This is a genomic window from Cyclobacterium lianum (genome assembly GCF_900143075.1).
In the GTDB taxonomy this organism is placed as follows: domain Bacteria; phylum Bacteroidota; class Bacteroidia; order Cytophagales; family Cyclobacteriaceae; genus Cyclobacterium; species Cyclobacterium lianum.
Window position 1 is genome coordinate 125,278 of record NZ_FRCY01000012.1, and the last position, 23,346, is coordinate 148,623.

Genomic DNA, 23,346 nt, shown 5'->3' on the forward strand with positions numbered 1-23,346 from the left:
AATGCGATCTGGAGAAATAAAGATGTCTTGGATTCGGGAAGGGCAAAGCTCTTTCACACCGGATTATTACTTGAATATAGGAAAAAAAACCATTTCAAATCTTCTGGACAAAGGGGTAGCATGGAAAAGGCTTGATTCCCTATCGGATAAGCTATATCAAGGAGGGATATTTAAGCGAAATTATAATGAAGCAGGAAACAAGTCCTATCCCTACGTTACTGCGACTGATATGGTCAAAACTCAACCTTTGAAAACTGCAAAATATTTATCTAAGAAATTCACTCCCTGGATTGATGAAATGACCCTTAAAAACCATCAGATATTAGTTAGCTGCGCTGGAACTGTAGGAAACACCGTACTTGTTAACTCAAGTTTTGCAGGATGCATTGGATCCCAAGAAATTATTCGTATTGAAACATCAAAAGTCCCATTAGGATATTTATTTGCTTACTTAAGTTCACCAATCATATATGAATATATTCAATCTATGATATACGGGGCTGTTGTCCCTAGAATTTCGGCAGAAGAATTAGGTAGTTTACCCATTTTACTTCCTTCTGATAAGGTACAAGAAGAAATTCATACCCTAACTATACAATCGTCAGATCTTCGGGCTGAGGCTAATCGCATTTTATCCGAGGTTCAATCACTATTATTTAAAAAGGCTAACCTTCCTGTACTTAACAATTCAGACTATGAGTCTTTTGGAAATCAAAGTTCTTCCCGAGAAACATCCACTTTCACACGAAACATCAATCAGATAAGTCCGCTTTCAATTAATGCTTTCAATTACTCAAAACGGATTGAAAAATTGGAGGTCATTGTTAAGAAAAACAATTGTTTGAGTCTGTCAAACTGTCTGGATGACAGTCAATTCTTTTCAAGCGGTTCTTTTAAGAGATTAGAATTGAACTCTCCGAAATCAATAAAACTGATAAATCAATCCGACATTTTTAATATTCGAAAAAAAGGTAAAATGTTAGCTCGGATGTTTGTTCGAGGCGATAAACTGGTGGAATATGGAGAGGTAATTCTAGCAGGTGTTGGCACCTTAGGTGAAGGTGAAACGTTTTGTCGTGCAATTTTCGCCAATGAAGAATTGGAGGGTCAACTAATATCAGGGGAGTTTATTAGAATGAAGACCAAAGCTAATGTACTCTCTGGATATTTATATGCGTGGCTCTCCTCAGATTATGGTTTTCGGTTAATAAGAAAAACTCACACGGGCACCAAACTTTGTAGACCTATTCAAGAATTACTTAAGAATATTCCTGTACCAATTCTAGACAAAGAATCTATGATTGAAATTGATGAACAAGTAAAAAAAGCTCATACTATGTTATTTGATGCTTTAAACTTTGAAAATCAAGCAATCGACCTAATAGAAAAAGAAATCGAATCATGGCAAGAATCATAAAACCACCCTACTTTGAATCGGTTGTGAATGCCGGAGAAAAGCGTTTGCTTGACTATCTGGAAGTAAACCTACCTGACACTTACTACTTAGTGCCCAATGTGGAGATTGCCTCCACTAACCCCAGAAACAACCGTACCCAATATTGGGAGTATGACCTCTTGGTAGTTACTCCACATGCCATTTACAACATTGAGAATAAAGACTGGAAAGGACGCATTGAGGGGGATGATAATTATTGGTATGTCAATGATCGTCAAAGACAAAACCCACTAAAAACTGGAAGGCAAAAGACTGCTGTACTTGCCTCCAAACTAAAGGAAAACGAATCTTCATGGGGAAGAGCATGGATACAAAACATGGTTTCCCTTTCTTACCCAAACACTTATGCTCCCTCACTATGGCAAGAAGCAGGTAAGCTCACTTTTCGACTCGATGACAACCTAATTTATTTCTTAATAGATCCTGATCAGGTAGGAAAGCAAGAAAATGATATTCAGGATATCTATCAAGACATAGTCAAGTATCTGGATGGTAGTCAGAGCAAAAAATCCCCAGACGAAAAGCGTGAAGTTGAAGGCTATGAAATCATAGAGATTCTGCAACAAGAACCCAACTTCATTGAGTATCTGGTAAAGCCAAAAGGTGTAACCTCATCCATTCGCAAAAGAGTGAAAGAATACTCTCTTCAAGTAGCCGGGCTTTCACAACCTGAACTACTTAAACGAGAAGATGCTATTAAAAACCAATACAAGGCTTTACATAAAATCAAGGCAAAACCCTTCATTCTTAATGTGGAGTTCAAGATAGATGAAGAAAACCATCAGTTTTACGAGATTTCAGACTTCCTAGACGAAAATTCTTTGCGAGCTGAAGCTCGATCTAAGACCTTCACTTTTCAGGAAAAAATTGGCATTCTCCGAAATGTAATGGCTGCATTAAAGGAAGCCCACAAAGAGAATATCTTCCATAGAGACATTAACCCTGATAACATCTACATGAGCAGCGGTTATGCCTATCTGGGCAATTTCGGAAAATCCTACTTCACTGACCATAACCAGCAAGGATATACGGTGATGGCGACCATCAACGAATCCAATGCTACTCCCTACCATCCACTTGAACTAACCGTTGGAGATGCTTCCAGGGCGTCAGATATATATTCGTTAGGTGTATTGGCTTATTGGCTATTCACAGGCGAAGAACCATTCAACACCCCTTATGATCTTGATAAATTAGGCGGTCAGCTCCCATCGGAAAAATTACCTAGTTCTCTAAATAAAGCGCTTCCAAAATGGCTTGATGCACTTTGCAATAAAACCATCCTAACGGATGATTTGAAAAGGGTAGACAGCATAGAACAGATAGAACAATTCATAGAAGAATCTATGAAAGAAGGCGATAGTGCTGTAGATTCAAAGCGAAACACTGTTTCGCCTCAGACTCCGTCGATTGATACTTATGACTTGAAAGAGGGAGATCGGTTAGGAGTTTACATCATACATCAAGTTCTAGGCAAAGGCGGCTATTCACGTGTATTCAAAGTCAAGCACCGTTTGCAGGATAAATATTTTACACTAAAACTTTTTCACGAAAGCGTTAATGCCAATTCTGTAATTGACGAGTATAGTGCACTTAAGGAGTTGAGTCATAATAACATTGTGAAATTCGTTTGGAATGATGAAGCTCCAAGTGGCCAATTCTATACAGTTATGGAGTATTTGGATGGTGAAAATTTGAGTGTTTATGCTCGAACTGATGCCAAACTCCCTATATACCGAGTATTTCAAGTGGCTCAGGATATTCTGAGTGCGTTGGTTTCTATGCAAAGTCTTGAAAAGCCGATTTTGCACAGAGATATTAAACCTCAAAATATAGTTTGGGATGACCAAAAAAGATTTGTGCTCATTGACTTCAATGTGGCTTCTTTTGCGGATGAAAATAAGGATTTTGTTGGCACCAATCCTTATTTAGCCCCCGACCTTATAGCCGATGGCTATAAAGTGGATTGGGACACATCTGCTGACACTTTTGCCTTAGGAATCACCCTATACGAGTTAATCTGCAAGCAATATCCTTGGGCACCTAAAAAAATGCCTGTTTTAAGTATCGAACCAATCAATCCTAAGGAAGTAGAACCCCGCATTTCTAAAGCGTTCGCCAGTTTCATTCATAAAGCGATCAATCCAAGGGTCGAAAATCGTTTCCAGAACGCCCAACAAATGATGGATGCGCTTATTGAGATCGGAGAAGACGGCATTTTGGAGGCGAGCATAAATGAAGAGAAATCCATCACAAATGACAATCAGCTCTATCACGTAGAGTTGATGATTTCTCAACCAGGATTGAGAGTCAAGTTGTTTGATAAGATGGCCACTTTCTTCGAACTTGAGAAGACGATCCTTAACAACTTCGACCGCTTTAAGGATAAACTTTCAACCTATCGCAACAGCCTTTCACTTGGAGAAATGATTGAATTAACGCTTAAAGTTGATAGCGAGATTATCATTTATAAGCCCTTTTGGAAAGGAGGAGCGAGAAATTTTACTGATGGCAATATTCAACACCTACACGAAGGGCTGCTTCAGGTTTTTGAAGAACACAAGCAAAAGTTAAATGCCTATAAAATTGAAGTGAAAGGGCTTGATTTTATTGAGTATATCAATTCCTTATATAGTCAATCCAGAAACGGAAACTTTGGTACAAGGGCAAGTGAAAATGTCAATGAATTTGACAAGCTGACTTACACTCCATCGAAACTTGATAAAAAACTTCTCCCGGATATACTTGATGGGAAATACAGGCTGCTTATTATCACTGGAAACGCTGGTGATGGTAAAACCGCCTTCATCAAACGTATTGAGTATGACAACGCTATCAAAGATCTAAATCATCAGGAACATAAAAATGGTGCAAAATTTAGGATCAATGGAATCAACTTCGAAAGTAACTATGATGGTTCACAAGATGAAGATGAAAGAGCCAATAATGACGTTTTAGAATCCTTTTTTGAACCGTTCGAAAACACGGCAAACTACAACGATGCTAAAGAAGGAAGAATAATCGCAATCAATGAAGGTAGGTTAGTTGAGTTCTTAAAGACCTCCACCAAGCACAAACCTTTACATGATACTATTGAAAACTACTTTTACAACGAAGGCCATCACAACTTGCCTGGCGGGTTGATGATTATCAATTTAAACCTAAGATCCGTTGCTGCGCTAGATGATAAAGAACCAAGCCTCTTTAGAAAGCAAATCAAGGCACTCACCAAAAAAGAGCTTTGGACCAAATGTGAAGGTTGTGATTTAGCGAATAAGTGTTTTATTAAGTATAATGTGGATTCCTTCAATGATCCTGCGATGGGTGAAGAAGTCATCTCACGAATGGAATGGCTACTCAGGACTGCTGGGCTCAAGAGAGAACTGCACATTACCATGCGTGATCTAAGATCTTTTATTGCTTTCTCGCTTACTAGAGATCATGAGTGTTCTGATATAGAAAAATTGTATGCTGAAAATATTGATATACCCGAGAATTATTGGCAGCACTATTATTTTAACATTACCGACCCATCTATTGAGGATTCAGGAAATCAGGATAGGCTAATAAAACTGCTCCGTGAAACTGACATTGGAGAAGTCGCTATTCCTGATAGAGATCGCGATTTATTCTTTGGAAATCACCAATCGAATGATTATTTGGAATTTGCTGAAAGAGGGATTGACTTAATTGATGAGTTTAACAACAATAAAATATGGGTGCCAGCTCATGAACAAGATGACACGAATGTTAAGAGAATCCGTGGTATCCAAAAGAACTTCATTCGTCATCAATATTTTGAAGGGAAATCAGAATTACTGACTATTAAAAATGGCTTTGTAAAAGGTGATGCTGCTTCAGAAGAAGCACAGTTTCCCTCCTACTTACTCCGTCTACCGTACCACTCGGTTTACAAGTTCGTAAAAGTTCTTGAAAAAGGTGACGCTGAGAACTACACAAAAGCCAGTATTTCAAGAGCTATTTCTCTAAATGAAGGGTGCGATAATCCTGGAATTGATAAGGACTATTTGGTATTGGCATCCACCGAAATCAGAGATCCTTTAAGTAAATCTTTCCGCTTGTTTGACTTAGATGATTTTGAGTTGTACGTGAATAGAACGGATCATTTGGTTAAATATTTAGAGTATGAACCGGACAGCCTAACTTTCAGACATAGGTCTAAAAAGCACATCAAGCTTACTATTTCTTTGGATTTGTACGAAATGCTCTATTTCATTCAACAAGGTTTTAGTCCTTCATTGAATGACCTGAGAGGGAAATTTATTGAATTGATCATTTTCAAAAACCTTCTGGAAAATCTTAGCTACAATGAAGTTGTAGTTTCCAGTGACAACATGGAGTTTTACAGAATTAGTAAGGATGAAGAGAGCAGACTTTACATTGAACCAATGGAATTATAGTTATGGCAATTAAACTGAATAAAGAAGAGAGCATATTTCGCAACGAGCTGATATTTACAGCTGATGCCAAGGCGGTGAATATTGACAACACTTTGGTAAATCTTTTCATGCTATTAAAGCATAATGGAATTCGTCCCAAGCAGCGAGCCAGAGCGGGGAGTAATTCCTTTATTGACCTTGAGACGTTAAAGCGTGTATTTTCTAAACTTGAGGAGGAAGGTTCTATTACTGGGTTTAACAACAACCCGGAAGCAGCAGTGCTATGGATGCGCAGTAATTTGGTCAACATGGTTTATAGAGGGAATTTAGACAAAGAGAAAATCTCCTCTTTAAGACCAATCCACTTGGAAAGTTATAGGGTAAGAAATGCGACTAATACAAGAGACTATAATACTGCAGATCAGGTTTATCTTATGCTTGGTGCGAACCCTACCGTTCGGGATGACTTGAAAAGCTTTCTTATGGAAGGCTGGGATCAAACTACAAGCAAAATAAATCTAGGGAACGAGCTTGATGTTGACAGTCTTGGATTGCTTCATATCATTAAGAATGTAAAGCCCGGATTCCTTGATAGTAGTTCCAGTTTAAATCAAATAAGACCACTTTTAAATGAGCAAGCAGAACTGTATTGTGATGATGTGAGGCGTCTCTTGGTTTATAAGAAAAAACTCCCTAGAAATGTACTTATTGAATACCTAAAAACTATTACTTCTTTTCATCTATCTATCTATATCCAAAAACTGATTTTCACCTTACCTCAAATGGTGGAAAATGGTACGGATACTTCAAGAGTCGACTGGAGTATTGTGGTTGATGCAACTGACGATTTTGAGAGTAGAATTGCAAAAATGTCAGCTGAGGAAGCTGAAAATTTGGGCAACAATGTTAATGACTATATCAAGTCCACATTCCAGGTAAACGCTGCACTTAGACGACTAAGACTGGAAAAAACCAATTCAGAACATTTGGGCAAAGCCCTAGAACTTCTGAAAAATAAACCCCAAGAATTTGAAATCTATTTTGAAACTCAATGGGATATCCTGTATAGTACGCTTGATGATGATGACAAGGAATTAATTCAAGACTTGGTGAAATATGAAGAAACCTATTTTGACCGATACATCGAGCTTATCTTAAAAGCAAGAGGTAATTACCAGTTCCGCTACCACATGCAATTAATAGACAACCTCTCTCAAAAAAATAATGAGAGAGGAATTATGGGCCAAGGACGGAGTAAGAAACATCCAAGAAGATACGTTCTTGGTACTCGCTTGCTTGAAACACTTGTTCAAATTCTGGTTTTAGAATCAGACGGAAAGGACTTTCATACTAAAAGTTTATCCATTGAAGAATTGATCCAGAAAATCAGAGATCGGTATGGTCTAATAATAAACGGACTTTCTGAAGACCGCTTTAAAGATGCAGATCTGAATACTCATTTAGCCTTTAAAGAAAATGTGGAGGCGTTCAAATTGAAACTCAGACAAATTGGATTTTATAACGATCTAAGTGATGCCTACATTCTTCAAAGAATTAGACCACGTTACGAATTAAATGCTTAGTAGAATGGAATTGACCTCATCTATAAATACCTATTATAAGCGAATCATTAACTTGATACTGGAATTGTATCATGATGATTTAAGTAAGGCGATTCAAGGACATTGCATGAAAATCACTGGCCTTGGAATGTCCGAGTTGGAGTTCTTGTGGGAATTGATTCGTGAAAAATATCCTAACATTAATACTTTCATCGTTTCTGAGCAATCCAGCTCGGACTCCAGATTTATCACTGCTACCAAACTCATAGAGTTTCGAAATAAGCAGGAGGCACCACTCCTTGTATTAATTCCATCTAATAGCAGAACAGCCGCCGAAGACTCTTATGGAAACGCAACTTTCAAAGAAATTTCACTTGAAGGTATTGAGCATAAACTCAAGGAAGAGTTACTTAATAGTGTACCGTCAGAATTTAATCATATTATCAAAAATGAAATACTTGGTTATCTAGATATTCTTCATGGAGATGCTGTCTATGTTATCGATTATCTGCTCTCTCTTGAAGAGCAAGGTTACAATGCAGAAACAATCGGAAACAACATCTACCTATTAGACTTAATCCCTGATTGCACGCTGATTAAGGAACATGATAAAATACGTTCAAGGCTCAATTTTAACCTTGAAAGTATATCCCTATTAGGCTCTTTTCATAAACCCTTATACGACAGAATAGCTGAACTACCTCTCGAACCCAATACGCTTCAGAAAGATTTAGTGAATTTCATAAAGTCAGAAAGTGATTCAAGAAGTTCAGAAGACATATGCAGGATAATTTACAAAAGCTATCCTAATCTCAATTTCTCTAATTGGCAAATTCCTGATCTTGATTTCACTCATATTAAACTTACTACCGAGGAAATTAGGTCTACAGATTTCATAATTGAAGAAGGGAAAAACGTTTTAAAAGCACAGCCAAACTCAACTTCAAAAGTCAAGGTTCGCTTCTCAACGAACCAAAACCCAAAAGACATTTCAGACCTGAAATACTTTAAGGTGATTTTAATGGCTGTAGATGGTGCAGCTGGTGAGGAAATACAAGTGCTTCGCAAAATCAAAAACTCAAATTCTAACAGGCCATACCGAGAAGCTACCGTTGAGTTAAGTCCAAATATAATGGAAGAAGGCTCATATTTTTTTAAAATATGGGCTGAGGATGAACATGGAAATATCCTTAATGGAGATGACGATTTTAAAGACATAAAAATTCAATCCGCTTGGGAAGCTTCTAAATCAGAAGATCAAAGTAAATCCAAGAGCAGCTTTCCGTATAAGTTAACCTGTGATTCAGACGATTTTTACTATGTAGTTGAAGAAAACACCGAACGAGAAGAAAACCAGCGCAAAGACAAACTAAACAATGTCCTACAGGCGTTTTTTAAATTCAGAATTGACAAGTTAAGATCAGGCTCAGACCCTGAAGTACCTCAATCTTCTGAAACATCAAATATCTGGCTCACAGATTACACTAAGCATACTTCGACCTTTCACATTAACTATTCTGACAAGCATAATTATCAGGTCAATTTGTCTTCAAAACTCAGAAGTATTGAAGATGCATTTCTAAAAAACGGAAGCAGCATTGGTCATGTGAAGGCAACTTTAAAGAGCAATTCTTCTGCAGTAGGTTTTGAATCCATAAGTTTCATTCCAAGTGAAATTTCTACACTAATACCGCAAGACATTCTCAAACTACGATCTGAAATCTTCGATCAAATTAAATCTTCGAATGACGATGAAAACGGAGTATTTGAGACCACCAACATCATGTTCATTTCTGAATCAATAAGAACATACATCCAAAAACTTACCACTTGGATTGCAAAACTTCACAGTCAGATTTCAGATGAAGAAACAACTGATGATGAGAAATCTACCATTCAGGATTTTCTTGCTGAAGTTCAAATGCTTGACATGGTTAAAATAAAAACGAAGCTGCCAGATGGAAAGCCAACTGAGGCGCTTCTTTTATCCCCTATTCATCCTTTAAGACTAGCCTGGTGGGTGCAGTTGATTGATGTATTCCTCACATGGGAAAAAAGCACAAGTGAATATGAAGGTTATAAGTCCGCATGGAATAAAGGATTATCAGAATTATTCGAGGGTCAGTTATCTCCAGAAAACAATCCCTTGGTTCTAGTTGAACCCAACACATTTAAAAGCTATCACTACTCCGGTGAATTAGCATTTGGTTGGGGCTTTTATCTCAATGTACTTTCAGAAGAGTCCAAAAATGGGATGACGTCTGTATCCCGTCAAATGAAGCACTATTTCAGACAACTTTTTAACATCACTAAAGACAACTATGTCGAAACCGAGATTAGTCAAAAGTTGGTCGTTCGCCACATCAAAAATTATTTATCCCAACACCCTTATACCGACAAACTGATTATAAATCTAATAAATGCTGGTGATGCAGGTGTTTTTGCAGATTCCTTGGTAGAATTAGAAAGAGAGACGAACTTTCAGAACATAAAATATGAAGTTCGAATTTTCAAAGGAGATGACAAGATAATTGAACATGGAGAAGCTCTTCGCACCCTGATTAATCCAGAATCAAATATATCTGAAGAAGCTGAGGCATTCTCACAACCTTCAGCCAATCGTCTATTTCCCAAGATGCGATTTTCAATCAATAGTATCTCGGATTATCTTAAATCTCCTTCTCGGTATTCTTCTCATTTAAGCTTTCTAATAAGCCCATTTCCAATTACTGTAGAACTGATCAAACCACATAAACTTGATCGTAATTTCTATTTGAATGGTCTTATCGCAACTCCAACGATTGCTGTAAATGATATCGGATCTGAAATTAAATGGAATAGGTATTTGCAGGGAAATGAGGTAATACCAGATTATAAAAATTCAGGTACTTGTGGTGTCAGTCTTTTCAATAACCTTCAATCTTTCATCGCTGGGGCATTAGCTTCAAGATTCACGGAATCAATACCTTCTACTCAGCTTCGTTTGAACGATAAGGATAAAGTCCTTCTTACCCATCTGCATGATTTTTCTGATTGGGTAATAACATTTGATAAAAATCTTGGTCCTCAGGTTTTCGATCAACCCTCTAAGGATGGAAAAATTCCATTTTTATTAGACTTTGTTCCTGGTGAAGAGATAACAGGAATATCCTCTTATCTCACAACAAGACCGACATCTGAAGTTCTTGGACTACTCGGGCCGCATTTTCAGGAGTTCAACATTGATATACATAAACCAGAGGATGAGAAGAAGGTTAAGATTCTTCTTGAAGATCTCAGAGCAGTTTCCAGTTCATTAGTACTCCAATTAAACTCTTCAAAGAACAAAGCATTTGAGGTAATCGGTTCAGCTTTCACCAAGAGGGTTTTGGAAAAAAAAGGGCTTTTAGAAGAATCATTTCTAATTCCAATTGATTTACACCATAACCTATTTGAAAATCTCCCATCAGAAAGTAAAAGCCGAGCTGATAATCTTTTAGTCTCGATTGATCCGGAAACAAGAGAAATACAATTCACTGTAATTGAGATAAAGTGCAGAAAAAGTATTGGATCTGCTGAGAACGGAGATTTAAAGAGTAAGATGAAAGAGCAAATTGAGAACACAATAACTGCTCTAAGAATGCACTTTGACCCAGAATATGAAATGTCTTTTGATAGACTGGACAGAGAGATTAAAAATAAGGAGTTAAAGTCCCTCTTAGGCTTCTACATTGAACGTGCGTATCGTTATGAATATTTGACAGAAAATGCTTTCGCAAGTTATAATGCGTTTTTGCAGTTGCTTCATCAAGGGTTCAAGTTGAGGTTTAAGCAACTTGGTTTGATTTTCAATTTTTCGGCAGATCAAAAGCATTATAAAGAAGAAATTGACAACGATCTCACATTCTTCACATTTGGAGATAAGTTAATTGAACAAATTCTTGATCCGGATTCCGATTTAAACACAAAACGTCTTGAAGATCATCAACTGGATAGTGAGTTAAGTGAAGCGGTTGGTATTAATACCAAGCTTAGGCCATTCATCCAAAAACTAAAATCCAAAGAACCGATAGATCAGAAGGATGACAAGCCGGATCATGAAGATGGTGGAATCGAAATACCAGTAGATGATTCTCCCGATAATACATCAGCAAGTCCCTCTACATCAATTGATAATCAGGTTGGTTTAGAAGATTCTGAACCTATTTCCAACGAAGATCAATTCAATGTTACACCACCGGATTATGACATTCTTATTGGTAAAAATTCTCCAAGCGACCAATATGGAATCCTTGGCGAAAGCATTCATGGTAAGAAAATAGCAATTGACCTTAGTGAAACTAACACTATCAGCCTATTTGGTGTCCAAGGTGGCGGTAAAAGCTACACTATTGGTACAATCTCAGAAATGGTACTGAAGCAATTCAACCATATCAACTTACTTCCAGCACCACTAGCAGGAGTAATATTTCACTATAGCGAAAGCATGGATTATGAGCCTGAGTTCACTTCAATGAAAAGCCCCAACGATAAAAAAACAGAACTCTCAAAACTTCGTGAAAGATACGGAGCTGAACCGGACAGCATTGAAGATGTGATTATCTTGACTCCAAAGGACAAAATAGAAGAAAGGAAAGCAGAATACCCATCAATTGAAGTATTGCCAATTGCCTTTAATTCAAAAGAGTTAAACGTTCAAGATTGGATGTTCCTTCTTGGCGCAATTGGGAATGATTCCACGTACATCAAGCAACTTAAGGCGATCATGAAAGAACTTAGACGTGATTTGACTCTTGATGGTATTGCTCAAGCAGTTGAGGATTCTTTATTACTATCCACCAATCAAAAAGCATTAGCAAAACAGAAATTGAGCTTCGCTCGTGAGTACATTGATGATAAATTCATTTTACGAGACACCCTAAAGCCAGGCAGATTAATCATTGTTGACCTCCGAGACGAGTTTATTGTCAAGGATGAGGCCCTGGGCCTGTTTGTGATAATGCTGAATATTTTCTCAGCTGTTAAAAATGTAAATGGAAAGCACTTTAATAAGTTTATCGTTTTTGATGAGGCACACAAATACATGGATAATAAGGATTTAACTGGCAATATAGTTACCGCAATTAGAGAGATGAGACACAAAGGTGTTAGCATCATGATTGCGAGTCAAGACCCTCCAAGCTTGCCAAATGAAATTATCGAGCTTAGTTCAATCGTTCTACTTCATAAGTTTAATAGCCCCCAGTGGTTGAAGCATATTCAAAAATCAGTCACTCAGTTATCCAGTCTTTCTCCAACAGATATGAGTTCATTATCTCCAGGTGAAGGCTTTCTATGGGCCACTAAGGCAACTGAGCGAAGTATTTCGGCTAAACCTTTAAAAATTTCAACACGGCCACGAGTGACAAAACATGGTGGTGCTACTATTCAAGCAACTGGTGAACAATGAAAGCAATAGCAGTATCACATAAAGGAAAGCGAGACATTAATCAGGATTTAATACTTGAGTATACCTCTATTGATGGGTCATACCTTTTCGCTGTGATAGATGGAATGGGAGGTTATGAAAGTGGAGAAATTGCTGCTAAAATAGTCGGTGAGAATATTGAGACCTATTTATCTACTGTCGGAACTATTGATGCCTTTCACATTCAAAAAGCAATAAATAAGTCAAATCTGGCACTTCGCCAGCAAAAAACAGAATCATCTGAAAGTATGGGAGCCACTATAGGTGGTGTCATTTTTAAGGGTTCTTCTGTTTCATATTTTTGGGTTGGTGATGTCAAAATATTTCATTTCAGAAACAAGAAAATACTTTTTGAATCTATACCTCACGGCTTGGTGAATGATCTGGTTGAGAATGGATCAATTACAGAACCATCCCAGCTGTCAAAGTATAGGCATGTAGTTACTCGCTCCATACAAGGTGATATAAAAACCTCTCAGGCAGAGATCGATTCTAATACATTTCAAGACAACACAGACTTACTCTTTGTCTGCTCTGATGGTGTACATGATCTTTTTGAGAGTCTACAACTTGAAAACCTACTCAATCAAGTTGAATCACCACTGATGCTACAGGCTGAGCTTGAATCCAGGCTTAAAATAGAAGCGAGTGACAATTTCACTTTTGGTATAATCACTTCAAATGCATTAGAAATCTAGCTTATGGAACAACAGGAACTATTCTTTAATTTATTTCCATTCAACTGGCAAAAGCAACCCGTTGTTTTATATTTATCAACCGAAGATAATGGCAGGTGTACAGGACTTTATTTTAACTTGTTTCTAAATGAGATAATGACATTATCTCTTAAAATAGTCTCTAAAATTCAATCAAACTTTTTAAAACCTTACGTATTTTGGAGGAAACAAATCTTCAAATCTTTGAAAGAAATGCTCAAATCGTCCATGATTCCAAGGCAGACTGAGTATAGATCTTTTCATGGGTAGGAGATAAATCTTTTATTTTTATAGTTATAATAAACCAGAATATTAAATGATAGAAAGAGAATTAATAGAAAATCTTTATGAGGAGAAAGCAAGGAACGATAGTAATTCCGAGGATCTTGCTACTACTCTAAATATTCTTTCAAAAACGGTTTTTGGAGATGTTAACCGATTTGTCTTTGAATTAATACAGAATGCTGATGATTCCCCTATACCTATCTCACAGGCAGAACTAAATGTGACATTTCACCTATTCGACAACTACCTCTTATTTTCACATAATGGTAAGCATTTCAATACATCTGATGTAAAGGGTATTTCCAGAGTAGGGAGTCTTGATAGCCGGAAAGACAAAGAAATGGAGAAAACTGGCTACAAAGGAATTGGTTTCAAGTCTGTTTTCAGAACATCAGATTGCGTTCAGATCAGCTCTAACGGATATAAGTTCAAATTTGATAAAAACCATCATCTATGGGCAAATGACAAATCCTACCCATGGCAGGTAATTCCTATTTGGCATGATGAAATTCCTGAGGAGGTTGCGCCTTACATTGATTTTTCCGATGTAAATACCATTATTAAAATCAAGAACAAGGAAATTCTCTACTCTGAGATTCTGGATGTATTTGAAGACTGTCAGATCATTTTGTTCTTACGGAACGTCAACTCAATACGATTTAAACGAAACAACGTTGCTGAGTTTGAAATTATCAAAAAGAGCACCGGTGCTAATACTTGTGAACTATATTATAATAGTACTCTTAAAAGCAATTGGTATACATCCGAATTTACTCAGGAAATCAGCGATTCGCTTAGAGATAAGTTAACAAACCTTTCTGATGAAGAATGTCCAAGAAAACTTAAGGAAGCAAAAAAGACCAAACTTACTTTTGCTGCACTCATTGAAGGAACTAACCTGGTTGCGTTGGCAAATACGATCATATATAATTATCTACCCACAAAAGTCGGTTATGATTTCCCCTACATCGTAAATGGAGACTTTATTACCAATGCTGAAAGAACTCAATTGCTTAAAAATGATTGGAATGAATTTCTCCTAAATGCAATAGCTACAGCCCAAATCAATTTACTGGTAGAGCTTAGTACCACTAGGTTTAAGAATGACATCCTTCGTTTATTTAAAGAAACATTTTCATATACCTCGGATAGCCTTAAACAAGCATTCAACAAAGGATTGTCAGCAGCCATAAATGAAATTTCTTTTATTCCTGACCTATCGGAATCAAAACTTTTAAAAGTTCAAAATTGTTTGATTGATGTGCTGGAATACTCTAAATATTTCCCTAAAGAACATATCACTGAGTTATACAGTAATAATCCAAGTCTGGTGATTCAAGAACTTGTTTCTACTGAAAAACTGATTCCCTTCGGAGCATCATATTTTGATGAAGGAGAAATAGAAGCCTTATTTAGGTCTCAAACCTTTATAGCCGCAGCAACTTCCGACAGGAAGTTCAATTTTCGCTTGATGTATTTTCTATTTAAGAAGTATCTATCTCCGGAGGTACTAAAGAGACTCAAATTCATTCTGGACAGCACCGGAAACCTTCAGACACCGGAAAATCTATATTTCCCTTCGAACTCGTTTACAAAAACCATCTCATTTACGGAGCTAACATTTGTTGATGCAACTGTTTTTACGGAAATCGACAAATATGAGGACCTTAAAAAATGGTTAATTGAACTTGGAGTGAAATTCCCAAAGAACATCGAAATTCTTCGCAAGTCAATCTTTCCAATGATCAATAAAGATCGTATTACACTGGATACCACATTTGAAGTCACGCATTTTATTTTTAATCTATATACTCAGGGTGAGCTAACCGATAACGATTACAAGACATTAAGGAAAATTAAACTGTTAACGAATAATGGCCTAAAAATCGCTTCAGAAACTCATCTATCAAACGCTTATAATCCACGACTACAGCTTGAAGACCTTGTGCCTGAGCAGAGTTATGTAAGCAAAGACTATATCTCAAGTAATGGGGATATAGAGACCTGGAAGAGTTTTTTTCTCAGACTCTTTGTAAAGGAAAAGATAACCGTTGTTAAATATGACAAGACAGAAAGAGGGCAATTATCTTCAATTATTCCTGAAATCTCAGGCTATCTTTCTTGGATAGACAATAATGGCTATTATGATTCAATTTATGCTCGATACAAAAATTCAGGGCAGCATTATTTATCCAATGTAAGGTATTTCTTTTTTATAGATCACCTGAAATCTATAACATTCGCTAAGCTTTTTTGGGATATTCTGTTAGGCGACTGGAATAGTTATCAGTTAGATGATCCAAAAACAAAATATCTTCACTACGGTGGGGTCAATGAAGTCCCTGATTACTTGCAATATTACGTAAGAAACTTCCCTTCGATTCCTGCGACAGATAGGAAATGCTACAAATCTACTGAGGTCTACTCTCCAAGATTTAAAAACATCATACAGGACAAATATCCAGTTGCCGACTTCAAAAGTACTTTATTGTCCAAAGAGCAGATAAGTTACCTAGGTCTGAGGCAATTCATTGAGATAGGCAATTGTATATCTCTGTTGGCAAGCCTCGCAATAGAAGATATTACCAATGAGACAAAAAAGCAGATATTTGCTCTGTATGACGAAATAATAAAATCCTACAAAGAAGGAAACAGGATAGCTACTGATATTTCTACCATTACTCTTTTATCTCTAAACAATTCATATCAATCTATTGATAGTCTTTATTACTTTAATATCAGCTCACTATCCCCATCAGTGAGTTCCGATAGGTTTATTCAATTTTCAGATTCATTTTCTGATAAGGACAAAGCTCTTTTCTGTCAGATGTTCGAAATACCAGCCGTTACCTACTCTGATTTAGATTTCAACTATGAAAACCGTGAAAATGACGACTCACTGAAAGCAAAGCTCAACGAAATCCTTCCCTTTTTATCCATTATCATTTCTCATAAAGATTCCTTAGAGTTTGACAAAATATTCACTCAGCTAAACGTAATAATTGATTCTACAACAGTATATAAAGCTGAGGCGCTCACTCTTTTATACAGGGATCAAGCAGATGAAATAATTTTTAATTCCTCCATAACAACGTGGCATGATGGCAACAGCTTTTATTTTTCAGGTAATTGGCTAAGCCCACTAACGCTATATTCACTTTGTTCTCTCCTATGTGATTATTTAGGCATTGAGAATATTGACCGTGAACTATCCTTATTCTTACAAATAAGTAAAACTGAAATAATAGATTGGTTGACTGAAAAAGGTTACGAGATACCAAGCTCTACGAGTCTCCCGCCTCAAGAATATAGTGTGAGTGACGAGGAAGTTGCTAATAGCATTTTTGAGGTTGCGGATCCCGAAATTAATTATTCAGAATCAGTTATAATCGAAGAATTTGAACCGGAAATTGAAGCGCAGGCTGCTGATACGATAAATGTAAAAATCAATAATGTTAATCATCAATCGGTAGGTTTTGTAAATACTTCAAAAGACTATGCCAAGCTGAAAAATGATGAAATTAAAATTGATATTGGCAGATGGAGCGAGGAGTACATATACAATTATTTACAGTCAAAAGAACAATACACCTCAATCAATTGGTTAAACAAAGACGAAGAAGCGTATCTGCCCTATGATTTCATTGTTGTTGAAAATCAGAAAGAAAAGTACATTGAGGTCAAAGGAACTCCTTCAAAAGACAAGGGGGAATTTTATATGTCAAAGGGCGAATGGAACTTTATGTTCGAAAAAAAGGCTGACTATACAATTTACAGATTGTTTAATGTCGGAAAAAAAGATGGACTGGAAATAAAAATTATTGAAGAACCCTATCTATTGATTCAGAACGGCAATATGCTTCCAGATTCCATTTCAGTTTACATTTAGACCAATAACACGGCCATGTGCCTACAGCCTGTTCATTCCGTTCGTTCCTCTTTACATTCACAAGCTTCCACCACCTCACAGCAAGACTAGCGCGTATTCCATACCGTGCCACACTTGCTTTTCCTAACGCAGGTAAAGCATAGTCATCATTGCATGAATTTTGATCTACTATTTTCGGGCTTATCGAAAAAACAGCAGCCTCTTCATGCCCTTCTCGTCATTCACTCCTTTATTTCAATCGCTACGTAAGGGAAATAATAAATATTTGCTTTATCTTTAAAATGTGCATAGCCTTATCTAAAAAATTACAATTATTTAATTATTCTTTAGTAAAGAAAGATATTATTTAACCTCCTTTCCTAACATCCCTTTCAACATCTCGATCTGTTCATCCTTTAAACGAATGATTTCTGCATTCAATCTTTTTATTTCATCCAAAGCTTCAATCCACTTTTCGACTGGATTTAAGTTAAAAGTTGGGTAATAATTGTATCCATTTGATTGGTCATTAAAAGTATTCGAAATAATATTCACCGCCTGCTCTTCATCAAAATTTTGAATGGCTTCCACGGGGATTTTAAGGATTTCGGAGACCTGGACCAGGATGGCATCTTCCACTGTTTCTTTTTGCTCAAGAAGGGATATTTTCTTTTGGGACCAGTCAGCACCCAGCTCATGGGCCAGGGCTTCCTCCTTATGTATTTTAGGGAAACATTTGATATTGCGGTCCTGGTGGATTTTTCCTGGCATGTTGTTTTGATCTGTAATTGATCAAATTAACCATTTCCATAGAATTGGCTATAAGGTAATAAGGGATTTTTAAATAAAATATCCGTTGGTGGGATAATTTATGCTGGTGGCCATGTGGAATCGGCTTGGATTTCATCTTTTTCCACCAGCACCTGTGCAAGTTCAGAAAATAAGATATGCCTTATCAGAATAGGGTAGGGGGCATCGATTATTGAATTTTGAAAGGCTGGCTCACGGTTTACCCCAAAGAGTGAACACTATTCAACCGAAAATCTAGATTAAAAATAAATATGACTTTGGACGAGTTGATTATAGAATTGATCCTCCAAGACCTGAAACACAATCAGTTGATTTTGGGGCTAGACAGATTAAACCTTGATAGCGGTTATTGTCATTTTTTGGGTATTTTGGATCTGATTCAAAGGTTGATGGGGGTACAAGATGACAAAATGGATGAATTTTCTACCACTTATATTGCGGCCATGCAACAGAGCCTGGAATTTCCTATTCCACGTTCCGGAGAAGAGCTCAAGCCTTTGGCAATGGAATGTTATAAACACTTAAAAGAAAAGTTTAGTGGCTAACCTGGAAGGATTTAAATATTTTTGGGGCTTACCCTTCGGGTCGGGCTATCGCTTCGCTTCCATTTCAATCTTTTTCCCCTTCACTTCCCTCCCAAAAAAAGGATTTCCATTGCTATCCCTAAGCCAATGTCCGGAAGGCAAAGTAAAAACCTATCCATGTTATTTGTAAATTGAATGCTTACCATAAACCGGAAACCATGTGTGGCAGATATTCCGAAAAGCAAGACCTAAAAAAGGTGGAGGACCAATTGAAATTGAGGTTGTCCGAAAAGGCCAAAGACTGGAAGCCATCTTTCAATATTGCACCTTCGCAACTGGCTCCGGTGGTCACCTCCGATGATCCTGACCTGATGGATGTCTTTCATTTCGGTTTGGTGCCACACTGGGCGAAGGACAAAAAGGTTGGATATAAAATGATCAATGCCCGCTCAGAAACCCTGCTTGAAAAACCCTCCTATAAACCCCTTGTGATTAACAATAAAAGATGCCTGGTCCTGGCGGACAGTTTTTTTGAATGGAAAAAGGAGGGCAAAGAAAAGCAGCCATTCCGGATTTACATTCCTGATAGGGAGGTCTTTTTTTTCGCAGGGCTTTGGTCAAGTTGGAAGGATCCTGAGGGGGAAACGTATAATTCATTCTCCATCATCACCACCGCTCCTAATAATCTGATGGAAAAAATCCATGACCGAATGCCAGTGATTTTGACCAGGGAAGAAGAAAAATTATGGTTGGATCCCGATCAAAACCCCAAGGATTTGCTCAAATTATTGAACGCTTATCCGGCCGATTCCATGGAGGCTTACGAAATATCCAAGGAGGTCAACAAACCCGGAAACAATCACCCCGGAATTCTAGATCCGGTGTCGGAATAAATATAGTAGGCCTTTTAGCCCATTTTGGGCAATTTTTCTTTATGAGCGGGATGGGGTTTTCCTATTTCACCTTTTCATACTTTCCGTGGTAACTTCAAATTTCAGGATCTTTAACAGCCGTTCCTCCATGTCCCTCAAATTCCCCTGTTTTCTATAGCTGGTGAAATCCTTTTACTGCAAAGGATCAATCCTAATTCTCTTTTTATTGCAGCCTTTCCAATGCCATGGCCTATCCTGTTCCCGGTTGTGAATTATGATCCATGCAAAGATGGGGTCTGCGGTACACCCGCCAAGGGTACGCTTCGCCCGATCAAAAAAATAGGGTTTTCCAAAGGAAGCCTTCCACAATTTTTTTTGCACGGCCCTTGGCTTGGGTGTCCCTGGCAGCCCCATTCTCTTAGGCATAATCAAATTTCAAACCTTAAACAGTTAAAGTCATGTCACAATTTGAAAAAACCTACATCGGCAAAGGAACCCAGGTAAAGGACCTCAACATCATCCGGGTATCCATCTCCAAAGAAACACTGGAGGAAATCCTAAAAGACCACATGGTAGACTACGACGGCAAAGAATACCTGGTATTTGAAGTCGCCTCGCTGAAAGAGCCGGACCAATTTGGAAAAACCCATACCGCCTATATCAGCAAAAAGGTAGCTGTTCCGAAAGGGAGTAAGGCCAGGAAATCAAAAATCTGATGGGAAGCCCTTAGGGGCTTTTTTTCCGTTCAGACCATATTTACGAAATTTCATTGAAACGTAGGCTGAAAAAAACTTGCTCTTGCTATGCCAAACATGTGGCTTTATCTTCTTAATTTTATTTTCAAAAGGAAAAAATGCTTGAAGATCTGCAAAAGCACCTGAATAGATTAATGAATGAACAAAATAACCGGCCTGTCCCTGAATTTGAAGGGTATTCACCGGCAGAAATGCATTCGATTTTTCACTTTACTTTTGAACGAAGCAGTCCAATTAGTTTGCAGAAATTGGATGCTGCCGATTACAGAAAAATACCATTATTAAACCAGGTTAAATACCTCGCTACATTAATTGAGGATAAGGGAGAGCTCAAATTGACAAAGTTGGGATTCCTTCCGTTGAATGTGGTGGCTGATATCTACGATCAGGACCTAATTAAGGACAAATATTTTGAACTACGATCACCTAAACAACTTCGGGAAGCAGATGTACCTGCTATTACTTTATCAAGGATATTGCTTATCATCGTTGGACTGGTGAAAAAACGATCAAATAAACTGAGTTTGACCAAGCAGGGACAAAAAATCATACAAAATGATGATGCGCTAACCCGATTGATCATAAGAACCTATGGGGAAAAATTCAATTGGGCCTTTTTTGATGGGTTTGGAGAAAACGGTATCGGCCAAATGGGTTTTGGGTTTTCCCTCATTTTAGTAAGCAGGTACGGCCAGGATTGGAAAAAAGGTAGCTTTTATACCCAAAAATATTTTAAGGCATTTCCGGATTTGCTCAATGTCCCTGATCCACCTTACACCAACACAATTGATCATTGTGAAAATTGTTTTTCCTATCGTGTTTTTGAAAACTTTATGAGATATTTTGGTTTGGTAGAGGTAAAATACGAGGGTGAGCTTTGGAAGAACAACCTTGTCGTTTTAAAAACAGATCTCTTTGATAAACTGATCAGCGTTGAAAAGCCAGGAAAGGAGAAATAAAATAATTTTATTGCAGATAGTTTTTTCGATATCAACTTCCCACTTCAACCAGTTCGAGAAGCTTAAACTCCAACCAATCTTCTTTAAGGTTGGGATTATCAGGATGATTTGCAGAGATATACAGTCCCTCTTCTGCTACAAACACATTATTAGGTACCAAATGCTTCCCTGTGAATCTGGTCTCTCCTAGAATATTTAGTTCGCTATCCAGGATCATGATGGAAAAATCCTTTGGGTATCCGCGCAATTGATTGATTTCTTCTTGTCCACTTATTTCGATAGAAGGATAACAAAAGCGGTAATAGATCTCCCGGTATTTATCGTATATCAACCCCTCGTAGCGTGGAGAGGTAAACAAATAAGTCATATATTCCAACTGAACAGCGGTTCGGGAAAGAGAAGGAAAAATTTCCGGCAAATACTGGCTTTTTGCAGCCACAGTTTTTGTTTCCGAAGAGACTCCCTCTGCCACATGCAGGCGGTGATCAGCGAAAAAAGAATAAACGACTCGATCCGGAGACGCAGCCATGCTATAATAGGGTGCCTTTAAACCTTCTTCCAAATAGCCCTTTGGATATTTATGGGCTGAAAAATTCCCTTTTCCGTTATCCAGCGAAAATTCGGCACTGAGAAACTGTTGTGAAAGTTGGCTTTCTTCCATATCAAGGAGACGAGCTGGAACAAGGACTTTGGCCAACATCTTATCTCCACGAATGATCGGGTTTGAATTAAATGGGGCTGCCCGAAACACTGGCCCAACATAGCCATCCGGGATTTCCAGGGTGATGGGAGAAAGATAGCTTTGCTCCAAATCCGTAAGATACATTGTGCCCGGGGTAGTAAATATAAAGATACTGTCCAGGTCATGGACATAAAACCCGGTGAGGCTACCGATCCCCTCACTTCCTTCCTTCTCAAACTTCATCTCCTTTGAAAGTAGTTTCTCCTGCATATCGTATACTTGAATACACTTTTTGAGATGATTGAAATTAAATAAAAGTGGTCGTTCTGATTTAAAATAGTCTAATCCCATACTATAATGGGAAGTCTCCTCATCCAATGGAATTTGGATACTATTTTCGTTTATACGAAGTTCCCGAGCTACATTATTGCTACTTTGGTCATTTTCTGAAATACTGCCACAGGAAATACAAAAAAATAACATGATACAAAGTCCATTACGGAAAAAGGATAAGAAAAGGAAATGAATTGACATTGTAAAGGTGGTTAATTTTAGATGAGATGGGAGGGGTGCCTAATTCCGAATCGGATTCTCCCATATAGAACCAATTAATTATTTAAAAATAGCCAGTACAAATTGTAAATCCTAATTAGGGTCTGCTTAGAAAATAAAAAAGTGACGTTTTAGCGGTTTTTAGAGGTTTTTTTCACAAATTAAGGGTGTATAAGTGCAAGTAACTATGCGAAAGACCACCAAAAGGCGTGCACCACGCAGCGAATATACCAGCCCAAACCAGCTTTCTCTTTCAGGATTTGAGACACCATTCTATAACCAACTGGCCCCATCCAACCGTTGGGTGGTACTCAGTAAGCAGATTCCCTGGGATGATCTGGTCAACATGTATAGCAAACGAAACCCGCCTAAAGCAACCGGAAGGCCTGCCCTGAATCCAAGAGTCTTGATCGGAGCAGTGATCATCAAGCATATGCTCAATCTGGATGACCGGGAAAC

The 23,346-nt window shown here is 37.7% G+C and carries 12 protein-coding genes and 1 pseudogene; 11 read left to right on the forward strand and 2 right to left on the reverse strand.

Features of this window, described 5'->3' with window-relative positions; all coding sequences use genetic code 11:
• Nucleotide 1: 1 nt before the first annotated feature.
• The 6 genes from mads5 to BUB19_RS17675 all read left to right on the forward strand — a co-directional run bounded on the left by mads5 (nucleotide 2) and on the right by BUB19_RS17675 (nucleotide 17,754).
• On the forward strand, nucleotides 2-1,417 hold the full coding sequence (gene mads5, locus BUB19_RS17645; RefSeq protein ID WP_073096221.1) for a methylation-associated defense system restriction endonuclease subunit S MAD5: 1,416 nt from the start codon (nucleotides 2-4) through the stop codon (nucleotides 1,415-1,417).
• The gene (gene mads6 / locus BUB19_RS17650; RefSeq protein ID WP_073096223.1) at nucleotides 1,402-5,877 is read left to right on the forward strand and encodes a methylation-associated defense system protein kinase MAD6; all 4,476 of its coding nucleotides are present in this window, start codon (nucleotides 1,402-1,404) and stop codon (nucleotides 5,875-5,877) included. The genes mads5 and mads6 overlap by 16 nt, the downstream gene beginning before the upstream one ends.
• Before the next feature lie 2 nt (nucleotides 5,878-5,879).
• Nucleotides 5,880-7,439, forward strand: a complete 1,560-nt coding sequence (gene mads7, locus BUB19_RS17655; protein ID WP_073096225.1) for a methylation-associated defense system protein MAD7 — start codon at nucleotides 5,880-5,882, stop codon at nucleotides 7,437-7,439.
• 4 nt (nucleotides 7,440-7,443) lie between these two features.
• Nucleotides 7,444-12,846, forward strand: a complete 5,403-nt coding sequence (gene mads8 / locus BUB19_RS17660) for a methylation-associated defense system ATP-binding protein MAD8 (RefSeq protein ID WP_218588571.1) — start codon at nucleotides 7,444-7,446, stop codon at nucleotides 12,844-12,846.
• Nucleotides 12,843-13,562, forward strand: coding sequence for a PP2C family protein-serine/threonine phosphatase (locus BUB19_RS17665; protein ID WP_073096227.1), 720 nt, complete (start codon nucleotides 12,843-12,845; stop codon nucleotides 13,560-13,562). Before mads8 ends, BUB19_RS17665 begins: the two co-directional genes overlap by 4 nt.
• Nucleotides 13,563-13,896: 334 nt before the next feature.
• Nucleotides 13,897-17,754 carry a protein NO VEIN domain-containing protein gene (locus tag BUB19_RS17675; RefSeq protein ID WP_073096231.1) on the forward strand — a complete coding sequence of 1,286 codons (3,858 nt, stop codon included), beginning with the start codon at nucleotides 13,897-13,899 and terminating at the stop codon, nucleotides 17,752-17,754.
• 342 nt (nucleotides 17,755-18,096) lie between these two features.
• On the opposite strand, the gene BUB19_RS17680 is transcribed toward BUB19_RS17675, so the two are convergent.
• The gene (locus BUB19_RS17680) at nucleotides 18,097-18,504 is read right to left on the reverse strand and encodes a transcriptional regulator (RefSeq protein ID WP_073096233.1); all 408 of its coding nucleotides are present in this window, start codon (nucleotides 18,502-18,504) and stop codon (nucleotides 18,097-18,099) included.
• A gap of 305 nt (nucleotides 18,505-18,809) precedes the next feature.
• On the opposite strand from BUB19_RS17680, the gene BUB19_RS17685 reads away from it, so the two are divergent.
• The 4 genes from BUB19_RS17685 (at nucleotide 18,810) to BUB19_RS17705 (ending at nucleotide 21,653) form a co-directional block, all read left to right on the forward strand.
• Nucleotides 18,810-19,088, forward strand: coding sequence for a hypothetical protein (locus tag BUB19_RS17685; protein ID WP_245802892.1), 279 nt, complete (start codon nucleotides 18,810-18,812; stop codon nucleotides 19,086-19,088).
• Between the two features lie 197 nt (nucleotides 19,089-19,285).
• Nucleotides 19,286-19,960, forward strand: a complete 675-nt coding sequence (locus BUB19_RS17690) for an SOS response-associated peptidase (RefSeq protein WP_073096237.1) — start codon at nucleotides 19,286-19,288, stop codon at nucleotides 19,958-19,960.
• A 437-nt stretch (nucleotides 19,961-20,397) separates the two neighbouring features.
• Complete coding sequence (locus tag BUB19_RS17700; RefSeq protein ID WP_073096241.1) at nucleotides 20,398-20,655, forward strand: hypothetical protein; 258 nt, start codon at nucleotides 20,398-20,400, stop codon at nucleotides 20,653-20,655.
• 137 nt (nucleotides 20,656-20,792) lie between these two features.
• Nucleotides 20,793-21,653 carry a hypothetical protein gene (locus BUB19_RS17705; RefSeq protein WP_073096243.1) on the forward strand — a complete coding sequence of 287 codons (861 nt, stop codon included), beginning with the start codon at nucleotides 20,793-20,795 and terminating at the stop codon, nucleotides 21,651-21,653.
• A 31-nt stretch (nucleotides 21,654-21,684) separates the two neighbouring features.
• On the opposite strand, the gene BUB19_RS17710 is transcribed toward BUB19_RS17705, so the two are convergent.
• The gene (locus tag BUB19_RS17710; RefSeq protein ID WP_084097432.1) at nucleotides 21,685-22,869 is read right to left on the reverse strand and encodes a DUF4221 family protein; all 1,185 of its coding nucleotides are present in this window, start codon (nucleotides 22,867-22,869) and stop codon (nucleotides 21,685-21,687) included.
• A gap of 205 nt (nucleotides 22,870-23,074) precedes the next feature.
• On the opposite strand from BUB19_RS17710, the pseudogene BUB19_RS17715 reads away from it, so the two are divergent.
• A pseudogene (locus tag BUB19_RS17715) lies at nucleotides 23,075-23,346 on the forward strand (IS5 family transposase); the annotation flags it as partial.